Origin of the sequence: Sphingomonas sp. 2SG (assembly GCF_005503285.1) — a bacterium.
GTDB classification, from domain to species: Bacteria; Pseudomonadota; Alphaproteobacteria; order Sphingomonadales; family Sphingomonadaceae; genus Sphingomonas; species Sphingomonas taxi.
Map to the genome: position 1 here is coordinate 63734 of NZ_SCMZ01000011.1, position 23127 is coordinate 86860.

Consider the following 23127-nt stretch of genomic DNA (forward strand, 5'->3'; position numbering starts at 1 on the left):
GTCACGAATCCAACCCGGTGAGATCGTTGATGATCGGCAGCGCGAAGACCATCGCATGGATGCCCATGCTGGAGATCAACCGCCCGACGTCGAGCACTTCCTCGACGCTCGCCCCGTGCGCGATCGCCGCGCGGGCGTGATGTCGCACCCCGGCCGCGTTCAACTGCGTGCATTGCGCATGGACCGCGAGCGAGATGAGATGCGCCTCCTTGGCCGACAGTCCCGCTTTGGCGCCGCGCACGGGGGCGGCGACGAAGTCGAGCCAGTGCAGGTAGAAGTTCGGATCGACGCGAACCGCGACGTCGACATCGTCGAGAACCTCGCCGAACAGCGCGGCATGCGCGTCGAATGCCCGCTGGATCGCATGCGGATCCGCCTCCGTCCCCGCCTCGGGCACCAGATCGGCCACCGCCTGTGCGGTGAGCAGATAGGAGTGAATCCCCATTGCGCTCACGGTCGCCGCCACCGACAAAAGCTCGTCGCGGGTAACGCCCATCGCCAGCGCCTGACGCGCGTGATTGCGCAGGCCGCGATCGAACATATGTGTCGGCGTGCAATTGGTCGCGACGTACAGCAGTTCGATGAACCGCGGCGTCAGCGCGCCGCGCTCCGCCGCATAGACCGAGAAATCGAGATAGGCGGCGACATAGGCCGGCGAATAGACGAGCATCGCCTCCCAATCGTCATGCCAATGACCACGGCGACGGCGGAATTCGTCGCGCACGTGATCGGGGTCCGGCGTGGCGCCGCCGGCGGTCGGATCCGATGCGATGGCCACGGCTCAGAACGGCGTCAGCGGCGACAGGCCGAAATGCAGGCGGGCGGCGTTCACCGCGGTGCGCGACCTCTGCTGGACGAAATGCGTCTTCTGCACGCTGGCGTCGCGATAGAGGCGCGCCAACATCGAATCGCGCTGGCCGATGCTGGTTCCCGCGGTGGTGAAGATGATCTCCAGCGCATCCCAGGCCATCTTGCAGGCCTCCTGCGCGGCGGCGAACAGCCGGCGATCGGTTTCCTCGCTGAAGTCGCCACCGGTGACCGGATCGGCACTGCACGCCTCGACGTAGCGCTCGGTCACCTTGAGCAACAGCGCCTCGGCCGCGTCCAATTTGGCTTGGGCATCGCCAAAATATTGCTGGAATTCGTGGCTTTCGTACAGGAACACCTTCGGCGGGAAGCGCATCGTCTTGGTGCGACAGATATCCTCGTACAGATCGAGCGCGCCCTTGACGGTGCCGACGACGACCGCGCCCAGTTCGATGAGGAAGAACGAGCCCTTGCGGCCGTTGTACATCGGATTGGCGTGCGCGGCATTCTCGCCCCGCGCCAGCCACATCGCCATCGGCGCAGTGCGATAGCCGGGCACGAACACGTCCTTCACCACGACCTGCCGCGATCCGGTGCCCTGCATCCCCATCATGCGCCAATTGTCGACGATCGTATAGTCAGCGCGGTCGACCAGCATCAGGCGCGCGGTCATGCCGCCCTTGCCGTCTGGGATCAGGCCGCTGACCATCGCATGCGTCGATATGTCGCAGCCCGAGGTATAGTCCCACGCGCCGCTGACGCGGAAGCCGTCCTTCTCCGGCTTGACCGGCACCGGCGAGCCGACCGACGGACAGCGATAGTCGCCGTCGTCGCCATAGGCCTCTTCCTGCGCGCGCTCGTCGAAATCGGCGAGCATGATCGGATGGCCCGACACCAGCGCGAGCACCCAGCCGCTCGACGGGCAGCCGCGCGCGATCTCCATCATGACGCGGACATAGGTCGGCAGCCCGAATTCATAACCGCCGAAGCGGCGCGGCTGCACGATCCGGTAGAATCCCGCTTCCAAGAAGTCGCGATTGGTCTCCTCGAGCAGGCGACCCGCCGCCTCCGCCTGGGCCTGCCGCGCGCGCAGCGTCGGGATCATCGCATGCGCACGCGCGATCATGGCCTCGGGCGTCAGTTCGGGTTCGGGCGGCACGAGGGCGCGAAGCGCGGGTGCAATTGCGGTAGCCATGGAAAACCTCATCCTACTGCCCGAGTATGTGCTCGGTCGTTGGCGTGATGGTAGGTCGATCCGGCGGGCGGCGACATCGGCAACCGGGTGGCGTCCGTATCGTGTACGCGCCGGTCGGCACCGGTTCAGAACGTCCGCTTCACCGAGAAGAACGCGGTCCGCGGCCGCGCCGGTGTCGCGCGGGTCGTTCCCGTCCCCTGATAGGTGTCGTCGATGTTCACGAAATAATATTTATCGGTGACGTTGGTGACCGCCATCGAGAACAGCCAGGCGGAATCCCGCGGCGCATAGCTCAGCTTGGCGTTGAGCACGGTGAACGCCTGCAATTGGTTGCGATCGTTGTTCACCGCCTGCGTGTAGAGCGACGACTGGTAGTTGACGTCGAGACGCGGCGTCAGCACCCCGAAGCGATCGAGGTCGACCGCATATTGCGCGCCGAGGCTCGCCTTCCACGACGGGGTGAACGGCGACACCATGTCCCTGGTCAGCCCCGAGGCGAGCGCATCGGCCGACAGGCGCGTGAAGTCGAACTTGATGTAGCTTACCGAACCGTCGAGCTGCAGCGCGCCGAACGGGCGCGCGTTCATTTCGAGCTCGACGCCCTTCAGCGTCGCATCGCCCGAATTGACCGGCACTGCCGAGATCGGGAAACCGCCGTAGCCGCTGGTGATCGTTTCCTGGATGTCGTTGTAGCGATCGTAGAACGCGCTGGCGTTCAACCGCAGCCGCCGGTCGAAGAGATCGGTCTTCATGCCGATCTCGTAATTCTTGAGGCGCTCCGGTCCGAATGGCACGACCTGGCTGGCCACGAACGGACGGGGATTGATGCCGCCGCCGCGGAAGCCGGTGGAGAAGGTCGCATAGGTCAGGATCTGGTTCGACCAGCGATAGTCGAGCGTCGCGCGGTAATCGTTGGAGTTGCCGCGGAACCGGCTCGTCGTGCCGTTGATCGACGCCGCCAGATCGGCCGCCGGGGTATTGGCGGTCCGGTTGAACGTATAGTCGCGCGCGTCGTGCGTGCGGCGATAGCCGAGCGTCAGGTTGAGTTTGTCGTTGAAGTGATACACGCCGTGGACGAAGCCCGCGAGGCTGCTCGCCGTGATGACGTCGTTCTGGTTGAAATCGGACAATTGCGCGAAGGGCGGAAACGGCACCCCGACGTAACCGACGTTCTGTCGCCCGGCCTGGACGCCGCGATCGGTGGAGTAGAAGCCGCCGAGCGTCCAGTCGAGCGACCCGAGCGACCCGTTCAACCGCAGTTCCTGCGTGAACGTCCGGTATTTGAGCTGGTTGTCCTGCTGCAGCGCGGTCAGCGGGCCGGCATCGCCGTCGCTGGTGAAGCGCGCGGTATAGGCGCGATAGGCCGAGATCGAGACCAGCGACAGCTTGTGCCCAAAATCGTAGCTGACCCGCGCCGACACGCCCCAGGGATCGGACTTCGCGACCGACGGCTGGCAATAGCCAAGTTCGGCGACGCAATTGGTCGCGTAGTTGACGAACCGCGCGTCGGTCAGGAATTGCGCGAAGTTCGTCTGCGGGATGTTCTGCGGATTGCGCGCATAGGTTAGCTTGGTCGCCGCCGGCTGGTCGTCGATCTTCGTATAATCGGCGCTGAGATCGACCTGCAGCGCAGCGGTCGGCGTCCAGCGCAGCTGGCCGCGGATGCCACGGTGATTGGTGCCGCCCTCCTTGCCCAGCACGCAATTCGATGCGGTCGTCGTCGCGGCTATCCCCGAATTGGGGAAGCGGCAGCCGTAATCGATGCGGGTGAGATAGCCGTCCTCGCGCGAGAAGGCGCCAGTGATCCGCAGCGCCAGCGTATCCTTGACGATGGGGATGTTGATCGCTCCGCGCAGGCGCACCGTATCGTAGGATCCATATCCGCCCTCGACGACGCCGCCGAAATCGTTGTCCGGAGCTTTCGAGAAGATCTTGATCGCACCGCCAACGGAATTCTTGCCCGAAAGCGTCCCCTGCGGCCCGCGCAGGACCTCGACGCGATCGATATCGACCAGATCCGACGCGGAACCGAACAACGTCGGCATATAGACATCGTCGAGATAGACGCCGACGGCGGGGCTCAGCGCGAAATTATAGTCGCCGGCACCGACGCCGCGAATGCTGATCGTCGGGGTCAGGCCATAGCCCGACCCGCCTTTCAGGATCGTGATGTTGGGCGCGTTGCCAGCGAGATCGACGACGCTCGTCTGGTTGCGCTTCTCGAGGTCGGCGGCGCTGATCGCGGTGATCGCCAGCGGCGTATCCTGCAGACGCTGCGAACGGAATTGTGCGGTGACGATGATATCGCTGTTGGCAGGTGCCGCGGTCTGCGACGAGGGCGCCGGGGCGGCGGCGGCCGTGCCCGACCGCGCCTGTGGCTGGACCTGTCCGCCCGTCGATACCGACGGCGTCGTGGCGGAGGATACCGACGGGGTCGCGGACTGTGCGAACGCCACGTCGGGCGCGGCGATGCCAAGCAACAGAGCGCTCACGCTGACGCGCGCGAGCAGGCCTCCCACACAACGAGCCATCGAATATCCTCTCATGTTTTTGCGCGCCGCTTCAAACACTTGCGGCCGTTTTATAGTTTTGTTCGCATCAAGCGGCGCAGAAACGATTTGCCGCCGGAGTTCAATTTGGCCGCAAGCCGGACATTTCCCTGCGGAACCATCCGACTATTGGAGATGAACGGTTCGCTAGATCATAGTGGAAAGGCTATGCTCCGGCTTGCGGAACGGGAAGTGTCGCAACATCATGGTCCGCTGCGTGTACCGCGACGATCGGCCGGTGCGCATCAGGCCTCGCCCAGCACGCCGACGGTGGCGGCGAAATCGAACCGCATCGGCGTCAGGCCGCGGATGTCCTCCCGGGTGAATCCGGGCGCGATCTCTTCGACGACGAAGCGACCGTCGCGCCACTGAAACAGCGCCAGATCGGTGACGATCGTCGTGACGCAGCCCGGCGCGGTCAGCGGATAGGCGCAGTCGGCGACCAGCTTCGGGCGCCCCTTGCTGTCGGTATGCTCCATGACCACGATCACCGGCGCACCCGATGCGGCCAGATCCATCGCGCCGCCGATGCCGCCACCCTGCTGGCCCGGCGTCGCCCAATTGGCGAGGTCGGCGGCCTCGCTGACCTGATAGGCGCCGAGCATGATCGCGGACAGCTTGCCCGACCGCGCGATCTCGAACGACGCGACGCTTTCGAACACCGCGCCGCCGGAGCGCAGCCGGATGAAATTGCCCGCCGCGTCGAAGAAGTCCGGGTCATAGTCCTCGGGATCGTCGAGCAGGTCATAGCCCAGCGCGCCGTTTTCGGCATGCAGGAAGACCTCGCGGCCGCGGATATGACCCGCCACCAGCGTCGGCAGACCCGAGCCGAGATTGATGTAGCTGCCATCGGGAACGAGCGCCGCGGCACGCCGCGCGATCGCCGATCGGGACAGCGCCGGCTTGCCGAGATAGTCGCGCCCGCTCTCGGGGGCACGCCGCCCCATCCGCCCTGCGCTCGCCCCGATCGTGATCGTCGACTGGACCACGCGGTGAACGAATATGCCAGGCAGGTCGATCTGGTCGGGTGCGATGACGCCCGGTTCGACGATCTCCTGCACCTCGACGATCGCGAGCCGGGCAGCCTTGGCGAAGGATGCATGGAAATGCGCGCTGCTGCCCCGGAACTGAACGTTGCCGAAGCGGTCGGCCCGCCAGCCGCGGATCAGCGCGACATCGACGGGCAGGCTGCGCTCGAGCACATACGCCTTGCCGTCGAAATCGCGGACTTCCTTGCCATCGGCCAGCGGCGTGCCGACCGTGACGGGGCTGTAGAAAGCGGGCAGCCCCGCCGCCGCGGCACGCAGGCGATCGACCAGGATGCCCTGCGGCACCATTTCGAGGTCAAGCTTGCCTTCGGCGACCAGCGCCTCCTCGGGCGAGGCGATGCCGGGACGGGCCGAGAACGACAGGACGACCGCGTCGACCTGGCCGTTCTCCACCAGGATCTGCGGCCGGTGCTGGCCGCCACCGCCGAGCGAATTGGCGACGACGCGCAGATGCGTCGCCCCCTGATCGCGCAATGCGACGGTCAGGCTGTTGGGATAGCTGTGGCCGACCCCGAACCCGGCGATCGCGACGGTCGCGCCGTCCGCGATATCGGCAACGGCAGCGTCGGGGGAGTCGAATAGCTTGTTCATCGGGTCTTTCCTGTTCCTGGCCACCGGTCGGCATCGCGCGATGGCTAGGAACCCGCATGCGGCGACGGTAGGTCGAATGCGTGTGCGTCCGCCGCGTGAACGACGCGCGGCGTGGCGCGTCAGGCGACCGCCGCGACCGGCGCGTGGACCGGCGGGCGGGCGACCATCAGCACCGCCGCGCCGATGACGTTGAGCAGCACGATCGCGACGAGGATCGCGGTGTAATTATGATTGGCGTCGAAATAGGCGCCAGCGATGATCGGCACGGCACCGCCGCCCGCGGTCTGGATCAGCAGGCCCAGCGCGGTCAGCGCAGGGAACAGCCGCGTGCTCCAGTAATGCCCGAGGATCGCCATCGACCCGACCTGGCTCGCACCGAATCCGATGCCCGCGATGATCGCGAAGGCATACAGCATCGGTGATCCGTGTACGTTGATGAGGATGAGCATGGCGATCGCCAGCGTGCCAAGTGCCGCGGCATAAGCGATGCGCGGCGAGGATTTGGCGGCGATCGGCCCGACGGCGAGATTGCCGCCCAACGTCGCCAGCGAGAACAGCGACACCGCCGATGCCGCACCGGTCGGCGAGAAACCGACGTCGCGCAGATACGCCTGGACGTGCGCCACGACGAACGCCGCCGCCGATGTCGAGGCGAGCATGCACAGACACACCGCCCACAGGAACGGCGAGCGCAGCGCCCCGCCGAGGGTGAGCGTCTCGTCCACCGAACGCGCCGCACCGCTGTCCGGCGCGATCGGCATGCCGGGACCGGCCATGGTGCCCGATGCGTCCAGCCGGTTGCGGATGACCAGCGTCGCGACGATGGCGCCCGCCGCCGCCGCCGCCGCGAAGATCCACCAGCCGGCACGCCAGTCGTGCGACGCCTCGATCGCGCGCGTCACGATCCATACCGAGGCGAAGCCGCCGACCCCCATCGCCGCGTAGAGCAGCGACAGCGCCGTGGTGCGCTGCTCGTCGAACCATTGCGCGACGCCGGTCTGGCAGGCGATGATCCCGGTCAGATTGCCGGCGATGCCGAGGCCGAGGCCGAAGGCGAGGATCGCCTGCCACGGCGCGGTGACGATGGTCGCCAGCGCGGCGCTGACGAGCGCCATCAGCGTCGCACCGGCGATCAGCGCATGACGGACGCCGATCTTCTGCACGACGAACGCGCCGCCCGGGGCGAGCAGGCCATTGACGATCATGTTCGCACCGACCAGCAGCCCGAGCGTCTGCCGGTTCCAGCTCATGTCGACGACCATCGACGTATTGATCACGCTGCCCGCATAGATGGGCAGCGCCATCCCGATAGAAAGCATATAGGCCAGGGCGACCAGGACGATCCAACGATTCTTCGTCATCTGCTATCCATTCCGTTACGGCCCGGTCCAGCACAGTCGCCGACCTGCACAATTCTCGAAATCACTGCTCGAGGTCGGAAAGAATGAGAGGAACGTCGGCGGCGGCATCGCCGCGCCGGTCTGCAATACCGTCGCGCGGCGCCGCGAGCGCCAGCATGATTCGACGATCACCGCAGCGACCCGTTCACGACACCCTCTATCCTTCCGCCTATTGTCTGGCGTGCGACGATCATGCTGCAAGCAGGCAGCGCGATCAAATGCGAAGGGGTCCACCCAGCGGACGGCGGATCGAACGTCTCACGCGGCAATAGATGGCCCACACCCGCGATCACAAACCCAAGCTCCTTCGAGATCGACGCGGCGCGAACATGTCATGATTATCCGCGAAGCCTTTATCAGGCCAAGTATCCGGCACAGGTCACAAGACTATAGCGACCACCCGTTACAAACCGTTACATTCGCTTACGGACCATGTCTGTCTGCTCCTGCCGGATCGGAATAGAGGGACTGACCTTCATCGGGGTCCTCCGCCATGTTCGCTTGCCATCCTCTCGCGTTTCTCTCCGGTTCGGGTGTCGATCGGGATGCAGGCGGTCGCGCGGTATGAAACCCGTCTCTCCGTGTGTCGTGGCGTCTCTCGCGCTCGCGCTCACGCTCGCCGGCTGCGGCGGCGGGTCGAAGGGCGGCATGGCACCGCCGCCGCCCGCCGAGGTCGGCGTCGTCACGCTCACCACCTCGCCGGTCACCACGACGACGGTGCTGACCGGCCGCACCGCCGCGACCGCGATGTCCGAGGTGCGCCCGCAGGTCGACGGCATCATCAAGGCGCGGCTGTTCACCGAGGGCGCGCTGGTTCGCGCCGGCCAGCCGCTCTACCAGATCGATCCACGCCTCTATCGCGCCACCCGCGACGAGGCGGCGGCGCAGGTCGCCAGCGCCGAGGCGCAGGCGGCGACCGCGCAGGCCAAGGTCGCGCGCTACGGCCGGTTGCAGAGCGCCGATGCAGTCGCGCGGCAGGACGTCGACGATGCGGTCGCCACCGCACGCCAGGCGCGGGCGAGTATCGCGCAATATCGCGCGACGCTGCGCACCGCGAACGTGCAGCTCGGTTTCACGCGCGTCTATGCGCCGATCTCGGGGCGGATCGGCCGCTCGACCTATACGCAGGGCGCGCTGGTGTCCGCCGCGCAGACGACCGCGCTGGCGACGATCGCGCTGCTCGACCCGATCTTCGTCGATATCCAACAGTCGAGCAGCGACGTCTTCGACCTGCGCCAGAGCCTCGCCAGCGGTTCGGCGCTGCCGGCGAGCACCACCGTCCGCCTGACGCTCGACAACGGCCGCGCCTATCCGCAGGCGGGACGGATCGAGTTCGGCGAGGCGACGGTCGACGCCACCACCGGCACCGTCACGCTGCGCGCGCGCTTCCCCAATCCGCAGGGGCTGCTGCTGCCCGGCATGTTCGTCCGCGTCACCGTGCCGCAGACGGTGGTGCGCAACGGCATCCTCGCACCGCAGCGGGGCATCACCCGCGACGCCAAGGGCAATGCCACCGCATTGGTGGTCGGCGCCGACGACAAGGTGGTGCAACGCCAGATCACCACCGGCGAGGCGATCGGCAGCAACTGGCTGGTCACCGCCGGGCTGAAGGCGGGCGACCGGCTGATCGTCGAGGGCACCGACAAGGCGCAGCCGGGCGCGACGGTCAAGCCCGTCGCCGTGAAGCAGGAGCGCTGACATGGGGATCAGCCGCTTCTTCGTCGAACGCCCCATTTTCGCCTGGGTGATCGCGATCTGCATCATGCTCGGCGGCGTCGCCGGGCTGCGGTCGCTGCCGATCGCGCAATATCCCGACGTCGCGCCGCCGACGATCGCGATCAGCGCCACTTATCCCGGCGCCTCCGCCGAGACGCTGGAAACCAGCGTGACGCAGGTGATCGAGCAGCAGCTCACCGGCATCGACGGGCTGCAATATTTCCAGTCCAGCTCCAATTCCGCGGGCTCGGCGTCGATCACCGTCACCTTCGCCAAGGGTACCGACCCCGATACCGCGCAGGTGCAGGTGCAGAACAAGGTGCAGCAGGCGAGCGCGCGGCTGCCCTCGGCGGTGACGTCGCAGGGCGTGACCGTGACCAAGTCGAACAGCGACTTCCTGATGATCGTCGCGCTCTACGACAAGAGCGACAAGGCGTCGGCGAGCGACATCGCCGATTATCTGGTCAGCAATTTCCAGGACGATCTCGCCCGCGTCGACGGCGTCGGGCAGAGCCAGGTGTTCGGCGCGCAATATGCGATGCGCATCTGGCTCGATCCGACCAAGCTCGCCGCGGTGCAATTGATGCCCTCCGACGTGCAGAGCGCGATTGAGGCGCAGAACGTCGACGTCGCCGCCGGCCAGGTCGGCGCGCTGCCCGCGGTGAAGGGGCAGATGCTCAACGCCACCGTCCGCGCCAAGTCGCGGCTGAGCACGCCCGCGCAATTCGGCGCGATCGTGCTCAAGACCACCACGGAGGGCGCAATCGTCCGCCTGTCCGACGTCGCACGCGTCGAACTGGGGCAGGACAGCTACACCACCTCCGCCGAGCTCAACGGCCATCCCGCCGCGGGCATGGCGATCCAGCTCGCGACCGGCGCCGACGCGCTGGAGACCGCGACCGCGGTCAAGGCGCGAATGGCCGAGCTCGCGACCAACCTGCCGGCGGGCTATGCGATCGCCTATCCGCGCGACACCACCACCTTCGTCAAACTGTCGGTCGAGGAAGTGGTCGAGACGCTGGCCATCGCGATCGTCCTCGTCATCATCGTCATGTTCGTCTTCCTGCAGAACTGGCGCGCGACGCTGATCCCGGCGATCGCGGTGCCGGTGGTGCTGCTCGGCACGTTCGGCGTGCTCGCGGTCTGCGGCTATTCGATCAACACGCTGACGCTGTTCGCGATGGTGCTGGCGATCGGCCTGCTGGTCGACGACGCGATCGTCGTGGTCGAGAATGTCGAGCGGGTGATGACCGAGGAGGCGCTCGATCCCAAAGCGGCGACGATCCGCTCGATGGGCGAAATCGGCTCGGCGCTGGTCGGCATCGCGCTGGTGCTGTCGGCGGTGTTCCTGCCGATGGCGTTCTTCGGCGGCTCGACCGGGGTGATCTACCGCCAGTTCTCGATCACCATCGTGTCGTCGATGCTGCTGTCGGTGCTGGTCGCGCTGGTGCTCAGCCCGGCGCTGACCGCGACGCTGCTCAAGCCGACGCATGGCGATCCGCTGGCGCGGCCCGGCCTGTTCGGCCGGTTCAACCGCTGGTTCGACCGGACCACCAATCGCTACGTCGCGGCGACGCGCGGCGTCATCGGCCGGCGCTGGCTGCATCTGGCGGTGGTCGCGGCGATCACCGTCGTGCTCGCGGTTCTGTTCGTCCGGCTGCCGACCAGCTTCCTGCCGGTCGAGGATCAGGGGCAGGTGATGGTGATGTACACGCTGCCCGCCGGCGCCACCGACGAGCGGACCGAGGCGGTGCGCGACCGCGTCCAGAGCTATTATTCGACGCACGAGAAGGCGACGATCGAAAACGTGTTCAGCATCACCGGCTTCGGCTTCAGCGGCTCGGGGCAGAATGCCGGCATGGCCTTCGCCAGCCTCACGCCCTTCGACGAGCGCAAGGACGCCAGCCAGAGCGCCTCGGCGATCAACGCGCGCGCAATCCGGAATTTCGGGACGATCCGCGACGCGACCGTCATCCCGCTGACGCCGCCAGCGATCTCCGGCCTCGGCCAGTCGAACGGCTTCACCTTCGAGCTGACCAATACCGGCGGCCTCAGCCGCGATGCCTTCGTCGCGCTGCGCGACAAACTGATCGCCGCCGCCAACAAGAATCCGAAACTGGCGCAGGTCCGTGCCTCGACATTGCCCGATACGCCGCAACTGCGCGTGACGCTCGACGACGCCAAGCTCGCCGTGCTCGGCCTGACCGAGGCCGACGTCACCAATACGCTGTCGAACGCCTGGGGCGGCGTCTACGTCAACGACTTCGTCGATCGCGGCCGGGTGAAGCGCGTCTATATGCAGGCGGACGCGCCCTATCGCATGCTGCCCGACGACCTCAGCGGCTGGTTCGCGCGCACCGCGAGTGGCACGATGGTCCCCTTCTCGTCGATCGCAACCTTGTCGTGGGAGAAAGGTCCGAACAGCGTGTCGCGGTTCAACGGCCGCTCCTCCTACGAAATCCAGGGCGAACCCGCCGAGGGCGGCAGCTCGGGCGCGGCGATGGCCGAGATGGTCAAGCTGCAACAACAGCTCGCGCCGGGCACCGGCTATGCCTGGGCCGGCCTGTCGTTTCAGGAGAATGAGGCGAGCGGGCAGGCGCCGATGCTCTACGGCCTGTCGGTCCTGATCGTCTTCCTGTGCCTCGCGGCGCTGTACGAAAGCTGGTCGGTGCCGATCGCGGTGCTGCTGGTGCTGCCGCTCGGCGTGATCGGTGCGGTGCTCGCGGTGACGCTGCGCGGGCTCGACAACGACATCTATTTTCAGGTCGGGCTCATCACCACGATCGGCCTCGCCGCCAAGAATGCGATCCTGATCGTCGAATTCGCCGAGGAGGCGCGACGCGCGGGCAAGGACGTGATCGACGCCGCGCTGGAGGCGGCGCGGACGCGGCTGCGGCCGATCCTGATGACCAGCCTCGCCTTCATCTTCGGCGTCTTTCCGCTGGCGGTCGCCACCGGCGCGGGCGCCAACAGCCGGATCGCGATCGGCACCGCGGTGGTCGGCGGCATGCTGACCGCCACCGCGCTGGCGATCTTCTACGTGCCGATGTTCTTCGTCGTCGTCGCGCGGCTGTTCCACGAACGCAGGGAGCGTGCGGCATGATCCGTTTGCGCATCGCGATGCTGCTGCTGGGGGCGAGCGCGCTCGCCGCCTGCGATCTGGCGCCGCACGAGGTCCGCACCGCGGCGGATGCGGTGCCGCAGTCATGGCCCGCGGGCGCCGCCTATGCCCCCGCCGCGGCGGGCAAGGCGGGGATGCCGTGGCGGTCGCTGGTCACCGACGCGACATTGCGCGTCGTCATCGAACGTGCGCTGGCGGCGAACCAGGATCTCGCCGCGGCGGTCGCCAACGTCGCCTCGGCCCGCGCGCAATATCGCGTGCAGCGGTCCTATCGCCTGCCGACCGTCTCCGCCGATGCGGGGGCGTCGATCGCGCGCGCGGTCACCGGCGGCGGCACCGCGACCGCGGGGTCGAGCGACCTGTTCTCGGCGAGCGCCGGGGTCAGCAATTTCGAACTCGACCTGTTCGGTCGGCAGAAGAACCTGTCGCGCGCGGCGTTCGAGACCTATCTGTCGACGCAGAGCGGCGCCCGCTCGACGCGCTTCGCCGTCGTCGCCGAGACCGCGACCGCCTATGTCACGCTCGCCGCGGACCGGGACCTGCTCAAGGTGTCGCAGGAGCAGGTGCGCAGCAGCGCGCGGACCGTCGGCCTCAACGCCGAACTCCACGACGCCGGGCTGGTCAGCGGCTCGGACCTCGCCGATGCGCGCACGCTGCTGGCGCAGGCGCAGGCGGACGTCGCGGATCGCACGACGCAGGTCGCGCAGGATCGCAATGCGCTCGACCTGCTCGTCGGCGCGCACGTCGAGGATGCGTTGCTGCCCGCCAGCATGACCGCGCTCGACGCCGGCATCGCCACCGTACCCGCCGGCCTGTCGTCGGCGGTGCTGCTCGACCGGCCCGACGTGGTCGAGGCCGAGCATCAATTGCGCGGCGCGAACGCCAATGTCGGCGCGGCGCGTGCCGCCTTCTTCCCGCAGATCTCGCTGACCAGCGTGCTCGGCCTCGCCAGCAGCGCGCTGACCGGGCTGTTCTCCGGCTCGACCTGGACGACGACGCCGTCGGTCAGCGTGCCGATCCTCGGCGGCACCAATCGCGGCAATCTCGATTATGCGCGCGCGCAGGTGGACTATTATCTCGCCACCTATCGCAAGGCGGCGCAGACCGCCTATCGCGAGGTCGCCGACGGCCTCGCCCGCCGCGGCACGATTGCGCGGCAGCGCCAGGCGCAGGCCGATCTCGTCGCCGCCGCGCAGGCGAGCTATGCGATCGGCGAGGCGCGCTATCGCGAGGGCAGCGACAGTTTCCTCACCGCGCTGGTCGCGCAGCGGACGCTGTACAGCGCGCAGCAGACCGCGATCTCGGCGGCGCTCACCGACCTCGCCAACCGGGTGACGCTGTATCAGGCGATCGGATCGGACGACACGCTGTGACCGGGCGATGGCTGGGCAGCCGCCGCCCGCCCGGCTATGCCCGCTGCCTGGCGGCCGGCTGCCGCCGCCGCAGCGGAGGGACGACGATATGATGCCCGGTGCCGCGGCGGACCGTCCGCATCTGCTGATCGCCGACGACGATCCCGACATCCGCGACCTGGTCGCCGCGCAGCTCGCGCGCGAGGGCTATCGGCTGAGCGCGGCGGGCGACGTCGCCGGCATCCGCGCGGCGCTGGCGGCGGCGGCGATCGACCTTATCGTGCTCGACCTCGGCCTGCCGGACGGCGACGGGCTGATGCTGTGCCGCGAACTGCGCGCCGAGGGCTATGGCGGCGCGATCATCATGGTCACCGCGCGCGACAGCGCGATCGACCGCGTGCTCGGGCTCGAACTGGGCGCCGACGACTATCTGACCAAGCCGTTCGAGCCGCGCGAACTGACCGCACGGATCCGCAACCTGCTGCGCCGCGGCACGGGCACGCCGGCGCGCATCGCCGCCTTCGGCCGCTGGCGGCTCGATCTGGTGAAACGTCGCCTGCTCGCCCCCGGCGACAATGTCGTGATGCTGTCGACCGCCGAATTCGACATGCTGTCGCGCCTCGTCCACGCCGCCGGGCGGCCGCTGTCGCGCGAGGCGCTGGTGCCGACGCGCGCCGCCACCGCCGCGTTCGACCGGACGATCGACAATCAGATCAGCCGGTTGCGCCAGAAGCTCAAGCCCGATGGCGACGATCTGATCCTTACCGTACGCGGCCAGGGCTATATGCTCGCGGCGACGACCACGTTCGCATGAGGCGCGTCGCCGCCCGGCCGATGCGCTTTCTCGGATCGCTGGCGGGCCGGATCGCGCTGATCCTCGTCGTCGGCATCTCGATCGCGTCGCTCGCCGCGCTGTTCCTCGCCGAACAGGGGCGGCGGGCCGAGTTCCGGCGGGTGCGCGACGAGCGCGTCATCGCGAGCGCGCTCGACGTCATCGATCGTCTGCACCGCGACCCCGCCGGTGCGCTCGTCAGCCTGCGCGACGGCCGGCTGTTGGGCGCGCATCTCGCGGGCGAAGGGATCAGGCCGATCCCGCCGCGCGACGACGACCTCACCGCGACGCTCGCAAGGCGCACCGCGCCGGCGATACAGGCCGTGCTCGCGCACGCGCCCACCGGTGTCTGCCAGCTTCACGACCCATTCCGCTCCCGTGCGCGCGCGGCAGGACTGAAACCGCTGATGCTGCCCGATTGCTGGCTGCTGACGCTAAACGTGGGCGGGCACCCCGTCGCGGTGGCGATCGACCTGCCGCGGCTGCCCGCCCCGCCGGGCTGGACGACCGACCGCTTGTTCCTGCTGCTCGTCGTCGTCGCGGCGATCGCGCTGTCGTTGATCGTGGCGAGGCTGGCGACCGCGCCGCTCCGGCGCCTTTCCGCGGCGGCGGACGCCTTTGCCCGATCGATCGACGCCGAGCCGGTGGTCGAAACCGGCCCCGGCGACGTGCGCGCCGCATTGGCGACCTTCAACCTGATGCAGGCGCGCGTCCGCGCCGGTCTTCGCGAGCGGACGCGGATGCTCGCGGCGATCAGCCACGACCTCCAGACGCCGCTGACGCGGCTGCGGCTGCGGCTCGAACAGGTCGAGGATGAGGCGTTGCGCGAACGGCTGGTCGCCGACCTATCGGCGACGCTGGCGATGGTGAAACGCGGCCTCGACCTCGCCCGCAGCGGCGAGAGCGCCGAGGATTGGTCGACGGTCGATCTCGACTCGCTCCTATCCAGCCTTGCCGACGATGCCGCCGAATTCGGCCATGCGGTACGCTTCACCCAAGGCTGCGGCGCGCTGGTGCGGGTGCGACCCGATGCCTTGGCGCGCTGCCTGTCGAACCTGATCGACAATGCGATCAAATATGGCGGCGGCGCCGACATCGCCGCGCACCGCGCCGGCACGTCGGTGATCGTCACGGTGCAGGATTCCGGCCCGGGCATGGACGAGGCGCTATTGGCCCGCGCATTCGATCCCTTCGTACGCGCCGACCGGTCGCGATCGAGCGGCGACGGCACCGGCATAGGATTGACGATCGCGCTGGCGCAGGCGGCGGCGATCGGGGCGGACCTGTCCCTTGCCAACCGTCCCGCCGGCGGGCTGGAGGCCACGCTTCGGCTCGGTATGAAAAACCACTGATGTGGACGTCTGCGCTTGCAGGCCGCTCACACGAATGTCCGCAACGACCCAGACCTGGCAGAGGTCAGTGGCTCACGGACTCATGAACCCCGATGCCGGTTTCGGACCGCAATCGCTGGTTCGGATAGCCCGCCCTGTCGATCGCGGCACGTGGAGATCGGTCGAGCGTCGAGATGAGCCAGATCGCCAAAAACCCGGCGGGGACCGAAAACAACGCAGGCGAACTGTACGGAAATATCGCACGTTCGAAACCGAAAACCGCCACCCATATCACCGGCGAGACGAGCGTCAGCCCAAATGCCGCCAGCAACCCGATCGCCCCGCCCCACGCCGCCCCCTTGGTGGTGCAGCCCTTCCAGAGCAGCGACATCACCAGCACAGGGAAGTTGCCCGACGCGGCGAGAGCAAAAGCGAGGCTGACCATAAAGGCGACGTTCTGTTTCTCGAACACGATGCCCAAAATGATCGCCGCAATGCCAAGCAGGATCGTGGTGATGCGCGACACGCGCAGTTCCTTCCCGGGATCGGCATCCCCCTTACGAATGACGCTGGCATATACGTCGTGGCTGATCGCCGAGGCCGCGGACAGCGTTAGCCCTGCGACCACCGCGAGGATCGTCGCGAACGCGACCGCCGAGATGAAGCCGAGGAACAGGTTGCCGCCGATCGCATGCGCCAAGTGCATCACCGCCATGTTGTTGCCGCCCCGCAGCGCGCCGGCCGCATCAACATAGTCGGGATTGAACGAGATCATCACGATCGCGCCGAAGCCGAGAACGAAGGTCAGTGCATAGAAATAGCCGATCCACACCGTCGCCCACATGATCGATTTGCGCGCTTCGCGGGCGTCGGGAACGGTGAAGAAGCGCATCAGGATGTGCGGCAGCCCCGCGGTGCCGAGCATCAGCGCGAAGCCGAACGACAAGGCCGAGATCGGATCCTTGATGAAGCCGCCCGGCCCCATAATCGCCCGGCCCTTCGCCGCCGCATCGCCCGGTGCAAGGCCAGAATCGAGCGCAAGCTTCGTCTTCACCGCGACGGCCCTGGCGAACAGGGCCTCGAACGAGAAGCCGACATGCGCCATCACGCCGAGGACCAGGAATGTCGCGCCGCACAGCAGCATCACCGCCTTGATGATCTGCACCCACGATGTCGCGCGCATCCCGCCGAACAGGACATAGACCATCATCAGCCCACCGACGACGACGATCGCATAGAGATAGGGAAGCCCGAACAGCAACTGGACCAGCTGCCCCGCGCCGACCATCTGCGCGATCAGGTAGAATGACACGACGAGCAATGTGCTGATCGCCGAGAAGCTGCGCACCGGCCCCTGCAGGAACCGGTATGAGGCGACGTCGGCGAAGGTGAAGCGGCCGAGGTTGCGCAGCTTTTCCGCGATCAGGAACAGCACGATCGGCCAGCCGACGAGGAATCCGATTGCGTAGATCAGCCCGTCGTAGCCGTCGTTGAAGATCTGCGAGGTAATGCCGAGGAAGGATGCCGCCGAGCAATAGTCGCCCGCCATCGCCAGCCCGTTCTGGAAGCCCGTGATGCCACCACCGGTGTAGAAATCCGAAACGGTACGCGTCCGCCGTGCCGCCGCACCGGTTATCCACAGCGTGATCCCGACAAAGGCGCCGAACATCAGGATCGCGGTCCAGTTGGTAGGCTGACGCTGGACCGCGCCCGCGATTGCGGCGTTCGCGCCACTCGTCCAGCCGAGCAGCGTCAGAAGCGCGGCGTATTGCAGGACGCGGGTCACCGGCGGGCGCTCGCCAGCAGTTCGCCCAGCCGCGTATCATATTCGCCATTGGCGCGCCGCACATAGACCGCGCAGATCGCCACCGTTCCGACCAGCATCGCCGCGCCGAGCACCACCGCCAGGCTTACCGTGCCGCCGCCGATCGGGCGTGCCATCAGCGGCTTGTCGAACGCGATGAGCGAGATGAAGCTGCTATAGACCAGCACGGTGATCGCGGTCAGCGTCCATGAAAAGCGCTGCCGGTCGCGCACCAGCGCCTGGTATCGCGGGTCGGCAGCGATACCCTCCTCGAGGGGAGGATCGGGATCGATCGGGGTCTGCATGGCGCATCATCGGCGCGGAGGCGGCGCTTGGCAATGTGCCACAGCTAAATCATTCCGGGCGTTGCGGGCGATGCATAACAAACCGCGAGCTTACCCACTTACGGACGGTCAGGCGCGTTCCGGCAATTCCCGAAAGCAGACGCCGAAGAAAGGACAGCGGCGCGTAGCGCCGATCGCTGCCGCCGTGCCCAGACTTGCGCAATCACCGATCAGTTGTGATCTCGCTCCATCTTCGTGATCGCACCCGAGCGCGGATCGACGTGGAATTCATAACGCACATTGGCCTTGCGCGCTTCGCCTTCCCAATGGCCGTCGTCGGCTTCCAACTTGGTGACCTGATAGCCGCGCTTCGCGAGGATGGTCTTGACCTTCGCGTCGCTGATCCAGCCTTTGCCGGGCGTGTCGGCGAAAGCGGGTGAACCAAGGCTTGCGGCCGCAACGACAGCCATGAGTAACGTCTTGATCATGATCAACTCCTTTGCTGCGAGCTAAGCGCGCGGCTGGGCTGCGCGTTCCGTTTACCGATGCTTCGACGGCAACCTATGTATGACGCGGCAGCGGTCGGGCCTGCCGGCAGCGTGAACGGTCCTCGGCCGAGTTAGATTAACGCGCCAGCCTGATCGGATGGGCTGCTGGCGTGACGCCGAAGGTGCGACGGAAAAGCGCGATGAAACCGCTGATGCTATTGTATCCGAGGTCGATCGCGATCGTCGTGACGGGCGTTCCTTCCGCGAGCATCTCGAGCGCTCGCATCAGCCGCGCCCGCTGCCGCCAATCGACGAAGCTCAGCCCGGTTTCTTGAGGAAAGCGACGACTGAGCGTTCGTGCCGTGGTGCCCGCCCAAGCCGCCCACTGATCGATCGAACGGCCATCGGCCGGTTGCTCCAGGAGCGCGCGGGCGATCCGCCGGAGCCGGGGGTCGCGCGGAACCGGCAACCCGAGCGCCTCGGCGGGGAGCATGCCGATCTCGTGAACGATGAGGTCGGCGATCCGTTGGCGCGGCTCGTCCATGGCTTCGTCCGGCCATGACGCCGCACGCAGGATCGCCTCGCGCAGCAGCGGCGGTATGGCGACGGTACGCGGCGCGGACGGGAGCGCCTGACAGGTGCTTTGCGCCAAATAGAGACTCCAGCCGGCACCGGGTCCGAAGCTCTGACCGCCGTGCACCTGATAGGGCGGCAGCCAGATCGCATGACCGGCCGGAACGACCCATGAGCCGGCAGCGGTGGCGATCGTCACGACTCCCCTGCTGCAGCCGATCATCTGCCCGCGGGCATGTCTGTGGGGCGGCGTCGCGAACTCTGTCCGCAGTTCCACGGTAAAGGCGACGACCGACGGCCCCTCCGCATCGTTGCCGATCTGATCGGGTGGGCGACGGTCAATCATGGCGTGAAACTGCTACCGAATGGCATGAGTGGCTTAGTGCCGCCAAGGCGGAACCGCTACAAGGGCAAGTGCATCAGGGAGTCAGGCGTTATGTCGAATGTCACCGGCGACGATCTCGATCGTCTCTACGCACAGCCTGCCGAGGCCATCCAGCGCGCCGTGCTACCGTATCTGTTGCCGTTCCACGAGGCATATGTCGCCGCCGCGACCTTCTTCTGCCTCGCGAGTGGCTGCGCACTCGGCCTCGATGCTTCTCCGCGCGGGGGGCCAGCGGGATTCGTGAAGGTGCTGGATCCGCATCACGTCGCCTTTGCCGATTGGCCCGGCAACAATCGCATCGAGACGATGCGCAATCTGGTCGAGGATTCCAGGCTCGCCATGTTGTTCCTGTTTCCGGGATTGGAGGTGTTCCTCCGCATCAACGGTCAGGCTCGCATCTCCAGCGATGTCGATCTGCTGGAATCGTTGAAGGAGGGCCAGAAGGCTCCGAAGACGGCGATCGTGCTGGCGATCGATCAAGTTCTCTTCCACTGCGGCAAGGCGATAAACCGGGCGCGGCTGTGGCAGCCGGAGGCACGTCTCGACCGCAAAAGTCTGCCCTCGGTCGGTCAGATGAAGGTCGCGATGGCCGGCGGGTCGCCCGCCGATGCCGAGGCGGTCGATACTCACTATCGGAACAGCGTGAGGAACGATCTTTACTGAGGTCGATCCCGGCGCATTCCGCCTTGGAGCAGTCCAGCCCCTCGAGGCGCCGGACCTGACCGCTAGCCGATCTCCTCCACATAGTCGAAACGGGCGAAATCGGCATGGCGGCCGGTGCCGGCCATGTCCTGGCAGGCCATGCCGACGAAGGCGCCCGTGAAGTTGGGAAGTCCGGGCAGCGTCGCCTCATCCGACAGCAGGCTGGCGTCGAACGACGCAGGCATCCATCGCCAGTCGGCGTCCTGCCCCGTCCGGAAGGCGAAACGCAGGCGCTCGTGATCCACCTGCGCGCGCAGCTCGACCGGCCCCGCATCGAGCAGGATCGGATCGCCGAGCAGGCTCTGCCCCTCGCCTTCCGGCGTCACCGAAAGCACCTGGATCTGGCGCTCGCCGGCGTCACCGGCGGTGACGTGGAGGAAGAAATATTTGGTGCTGTTGTAATAGCAGACCAGACCGGCCGCCTGCTGGAAATGCGCCGGATCGAAGTCGAGCAGCGTCCGGGCGTCATAGCGGAACGCCGTCTGCCGGCGCGCGACCAACGCCTGTTCGAAATGGCTGCCGATCGTCTCGCGACCGAAGAGCCTGAGATGCCCCGGGCGATCGGTCAGGCTGAACAGGCGTTCGGGGTGCGGCGTACGAAGCCACTGGAAGGCGGGCGGCAGCGTCGGCCGGTCGAACCGGTCCAGCGCGCGGACCGGCTCGGCGCGGCCGTCGCCCACACCGTGATCCGCACAGGGGTCGGCCCGGCGCAGCCAGCCGTCCTCGCCCCACGCCATCCGCTGGATCGCCGTTTCGCGGCCGAGCACGCAGCGGTCGCTGGCGGGAAGCGGCCGGCCGCAGAGATAGACCATCCAGGTCGCGCCGTCCGGCCCCTCGACGAGATCGCCGTGGCCGGTCCGTTGCAGCGGCGCATCGGGCCGGTTCCGCGCGGTGAGGATCGGGCCGTCGGGATGCGGTTCGTAGGGCCCGGTCAGCGACCGCGACCGCGCCATGACGACGGCATGTCCGCGTTCGGTCCCGCCCTCGGCGACGAGCAGATGATACCAGCCATCGCGCTTGTAGAGATGGGGGCCTTCGGTGAAGCCCAGCGCCGTGCCTTCGAAGATGCGCCGGCGGTCGCCGAGCAACCGGCCGGTGGACAGATCGATCTCCTGCACGACGATGCCGGCGAACCTGCGCCGGTTGGGCCGATGGTCCCACAGCATGTTGAGCAGCCAGCTTCGCCCGTCGTCGTCATGGAACAAGGCGGGGTCGAACCCGCTGCTGTTGAGGTGGACCGGGTCGGACCAGTCGCCGTCGATCCGGTCGCTCCACACCCAGTAATTGTGGAAATCGCGCAGCGACGCGCCTCTTGCGCCGTCCACCGTGGTCCGGCCGTAGCGTTTCACGTCGGTGAACAGCAGATGGAAACGACCATCCTTGTAGCTGAGATCGGGCGCCCAGACTCCACAGGAATCCGGATTGCCCCGCATGTCGAGCTGGGATGGCCGCGTCAGCGGCCGCCCGACCAGCCGCCAGGTCGCCAGGTCGCGGCTGTGATGGATGCGGACGCCGGGAAACCATTCGAAGGTCGACGTGGCGACGTAGAAGTCGTCCCCGACCCGCACGATCGACGGGTCCGGGTTGAAGCCGGGCAGGATGGGATTGGAAGGGGTCATACGGCTTTCCGTATCAGGGTCCAGAGCAGCGCCGCGCCCACCAGATCAAGCAGGCCGAGCACGATGAAGAAGGGCTGATAGCCGATCTGGTCGACCATCGAGCCGAGCGAAAGCGTGAAGATCAGCACGCCCAGATTGGCGGCGGTGCCCGAGACGCCGGTGGCGGTTGCCACCTGATCGTGCGGGAAGAGGTCGGAGCATAAGGTGATCACCGTGACCGACAGCGTCTGATGCGCGAAGCCGCCGAGGCACAGCAGCGCGATCGCCGCCGCCGGGCTGGTCACCGTGCCGACGAACATCATGCCGGTCATCAGCACCGCGCCGAGCGTGAAGGCGCCGCGCCGGGCGTCGATCAGGCCGACGCCGCGGCGCTGGAGGAAGGCGACCACCGCCGGGCCGAACAGGCAGCCGAGATCGGCGGCGAGGAACGGCAGCCACGCGAACAATGCGATCTGGCCGAGATCGAAATGCCGGGCCTGCACCAGATAGAGCGGCATCCAGAGCGACAGCATGCCCCAGACCGGATCGGCGAGGAATCGCGCCGCCGCGATCGTCCAGAGATTGCGCTTGCGCAGCAATTCGCCGAGCGGCGGGCGGCGGCGATGCTTCACCAGCGCGGCCTCCTGCCCCGCCACGATCAGCGTCCGCTCGCCATCGGACAGCCGCCGGTGACGCTGCGGCGGGGCATACCAGGCCAGCCATGCGACGACCCATGCGAGCCCGAGCCCCCCCGCGACGAAGAAGGCGGCACGCCAGCTATGGTTGAACACCGCCCAGGCGACGAGCGGCGGCGCGAATACGGCACCGAAGGAGGCACCGATCTGGTAGATCCCGCCGGCGACCCCGCGTTCGCGCGCCGGGAACCACTCCGCCACCAGCTTCATCCCCGCCGGTTGCGCCGATCCCTCGACCAGGCCGAGCGCACCGCGCAGGCCGGCGAAGCCCATCCAGCCGTTGGCGAAGCCATGGCCGAGCGTGATGCACGACCAGATCGCGACGAACAGCGTGAAGCCGACCTTCAGCCCGATCACATCGAGCAGGTATCCGGCGAGCGGCTGGAACATGATGCCGAACTGGAAGGCGCCGGTGATCCAGGAATATTGCGCGGAGGAGATGTGCTGCTCCGCCATGATCGCGGGCGCGGCGACCCCGAGGATGCTGCGCGTCAGATAATTGATGATCATCGCAACCACGAACAGCGCGATGATCGTCCAGCGTATATATGGGAAACGCCTCACGTCGCCGCTCCTCGATAACGTTACCATGCAGGGTTAGGTGTTGGCTGTATGGGATGGCAAGCGTTCCGATCGCGGCTTGCGTACCGAAGCG

General features: G+C 67.3%; 17 protein-coding genes. 6 read left to right on the top strand and 11 right to left on the bottom strand.

The window, feature by feature from the left end; genetic code table 11:
• Position 1: 1 nt before the first annotated feature.
• From FFS23_RS06840 to FFS23_RS06860, 5 genes are all read right to left on the bottom strand, one after another.
• Positions 2-778 carry a carboxymuconolactone decarboxylase family protein gene (locus FFS23_RS06840; protein WP_249340565.1) on the bottom strand — a complete coding sequence of 259 codons (777 nt, stop codon included), beginning with the start codon at positions 776-778 and terminating at the stop codon, positions 2-4.
• Positions 779-781: 3 nt separating this feature from the next.
• On the bottom strand, positions 782-2002 hold the full coding sequence (locus FFS23_RS06845; protein WP_212742919.1) for an acyl-CoA dehydrogenase family protein: 1221 nt from the start codon (positions 2000-2002) through the stop codon (positions 782-784).
• Positions 2003-2127: 125 nt separating this feature from the next.
• Positions 2128-4533, bottom strand: a complete 2406-nt coding sequence (locus FFS23_RS06850) for a TonB-dependent receptor (protein ID WP_137897998.1) — start codon at positions 4531-4533, stop codon at positions 2128-2130.
• Between the two features lie 263 nt (positions 4534-4796).
• Positions 4797-6191 (bottom strand): 3-oxoacid CoA-transferase, encoded by a 1395-nt coding sequence (locus tag FFS23_RS06855; RefSeq protein ID WP_137897999.1) that lies wholly within the window; start codon positions 6189-6191, stop codon positions 4797-4799.
• A gap of 119 nt (positions 6192-6310) precedes the next feature.
• Entirely contained in the window at positions 6311-7552 is a 1242-nt protein-coding gene (locus FFS23_RS06860; RefSeq protein ID WP_137898000.1) for an MFS transporter, read from the bottom strand.
• Positions 7553-8179: 627 nt separating this feature from the next.
• On the opposite strand from FFS23_RS06860, the gene FFS23_RS06865 reads away from it, so the two are divergent.
• The 5 genes from FFS23_RS06865 to FFS23_RS06885 all read left to right on the top strand — a co-directional run bounded on the left by FFS23_RS06865 (position 8180) and on the right by FFS23_RS06885 (position 15964).
• Positions 8180-9289 (top strand): efflux RND transporter periplasmic adaptor subunit, encoded by a 1110-nt coding sequence (locus tag FFS23_RS06865; protein ID WP_502702116.1) that lies wholly within the window; start codon positions 8180-8182, stop codon positions 9287-9289.
• A 1-nt stretch (position 9290) separates the two neighbouring features.
• A complete protein-coding gene (locus FFS23_RS06870) occupies positions 9291-12410 on the top strand; it encodes an efflux RND transporter permease subunit (RefSeq protein WP_137898002.1) in 3120 nt (1039 codons plus the stop codon).
• Positions 12407-13801 (top strand): efflux transporter outer membrane subunit, encoded by a 1395-nt coding sequence (locus FFS23_RS06875; protein WP_137898003.1) that lies wholly within the window; start codon positions 12407-12409, stop codon positions 13799-13801. The genes FFS23_RS06870 and FFS23_RS06875 overlap by 4 nt, the downstream gene beginning before the upstream one ends.
• Positions 13802-13892: 91 nt before the next feature.
• Positions 13893-14594, top strand: coding sequence for a response regulator transcription factor (locus tag FFS23_RS06880; protein WP_137898020.1), 702 nt, complete (start codon positions 13893-13895; stop codon positions 14592-14594).
• Entirely contained in the window at positions 14591-15964 is a 1374-nt protein-coding gene (locus tag FFS23_RS06885; protein ID WP_137898004.1) for an ATP-binding protein, read from the top strand. Before FFS23_RS06880 ends, FFS23_RS06885 begins: the two co-directional genes overlap by 4 nt.
• Positions 15965-16028: 64 nt before the next feature.
• Here FFS23_RS06885 and FFS23_RS06890 read toward each other — a convergent pair whose 3' ends face one another.
• The 4 genes from FFS23_RS06890 to FFS23_RS06905 form a co-directional block, all read right to left on the bottom strand.
• On the bottom strand, positions 16029-17717 hold the full coding sequence (locus FFS23_RS06890) for a cation acetate symporter (protein ID WP_052075840.1): 1689 nt from the start codon (positions 17715-17717) through the stop codon (positions 16029-16031).
• Positions 17718-17725: 8 nt separating this feature from the next.
• Positions 17726-18052: a DUF485 domain-containing protein gene (locus FFS23_RS06895; protein WP_137898005.1), complete on the bottom strand. Its 327-nt coding sequence runs from the start codon at positions 18050-18052 to the stop codon at positions 17726-17728.
• Between the two features lie 209 nt (positions 18053-18261).
• Positions 18262-18519, bottom strand: a complete 258-nt coding sequence (locus FFS23_RS06900) for a PepSY domain-containing protein (RefSeq protein ID WP_137898006.1) — start codon at positions 18517-18519, stop codon at positions 18262-18264.
• Positions 18520-18655: 136 nt separating this feature from the next.
• Complete coding sequence (locus tag FFS23_RS06905; protein WP_137898007.1) at positions 18656-19438, bottom strand: AraC family transcriptional regulator; 783 nt, start codon at positions 19436-19438, stop codon at positions 18656-18658.
• Positions 19439-19528: 90 nt separating this feature from the next.
• Here FFS23_RS06905 and FFS23_RS06910 point away from each other — a divergent pair, with 90 nt between their 5' ends.
• Entirely contained in the window at positions 19529-20140 is a 612-nt protein-coding gene (locus FFS23_RS06910; RefSeq protein WP_137898008.1) for an MSMEG_1061 family FMN-dependent PPOX-type flavoprotein, read from the top strand.
• A 62-nt stretch (positions 20141-20202) separates the two neighbouring features.
• Here the strand turns inward: FFS23_RS06910 and FFS23_RS06915 are convergent, their stop codons facing one another.
• Positions 20203-21798: a glycoside hydrolase family 43 protein gene (locus FFS23_RS06915; protein WP_137898009.1), complete on the bottom strand. Its 1596-nt coding sequence runs from the start codon at positions 21796-21798 to the stop codon at positions 20203-20205.
• Positions 21795-23036: an MFS transporter gene (locus FFS23_RS06920; RefSeq protein ID WP_245640753.1), complete on the bottom strand. Its 1242-nt coding sequence runs from the start codon at positions 23034-23036 to the stop codon at positions 21795-21797. Before FFS23_RS06920 ends, FFS23_RS06915 begins: the two co-directional genes overlap by 4 nt.
• Between the last annotated feature and the right edge of the window lie 91 nt (positions 23037-23127).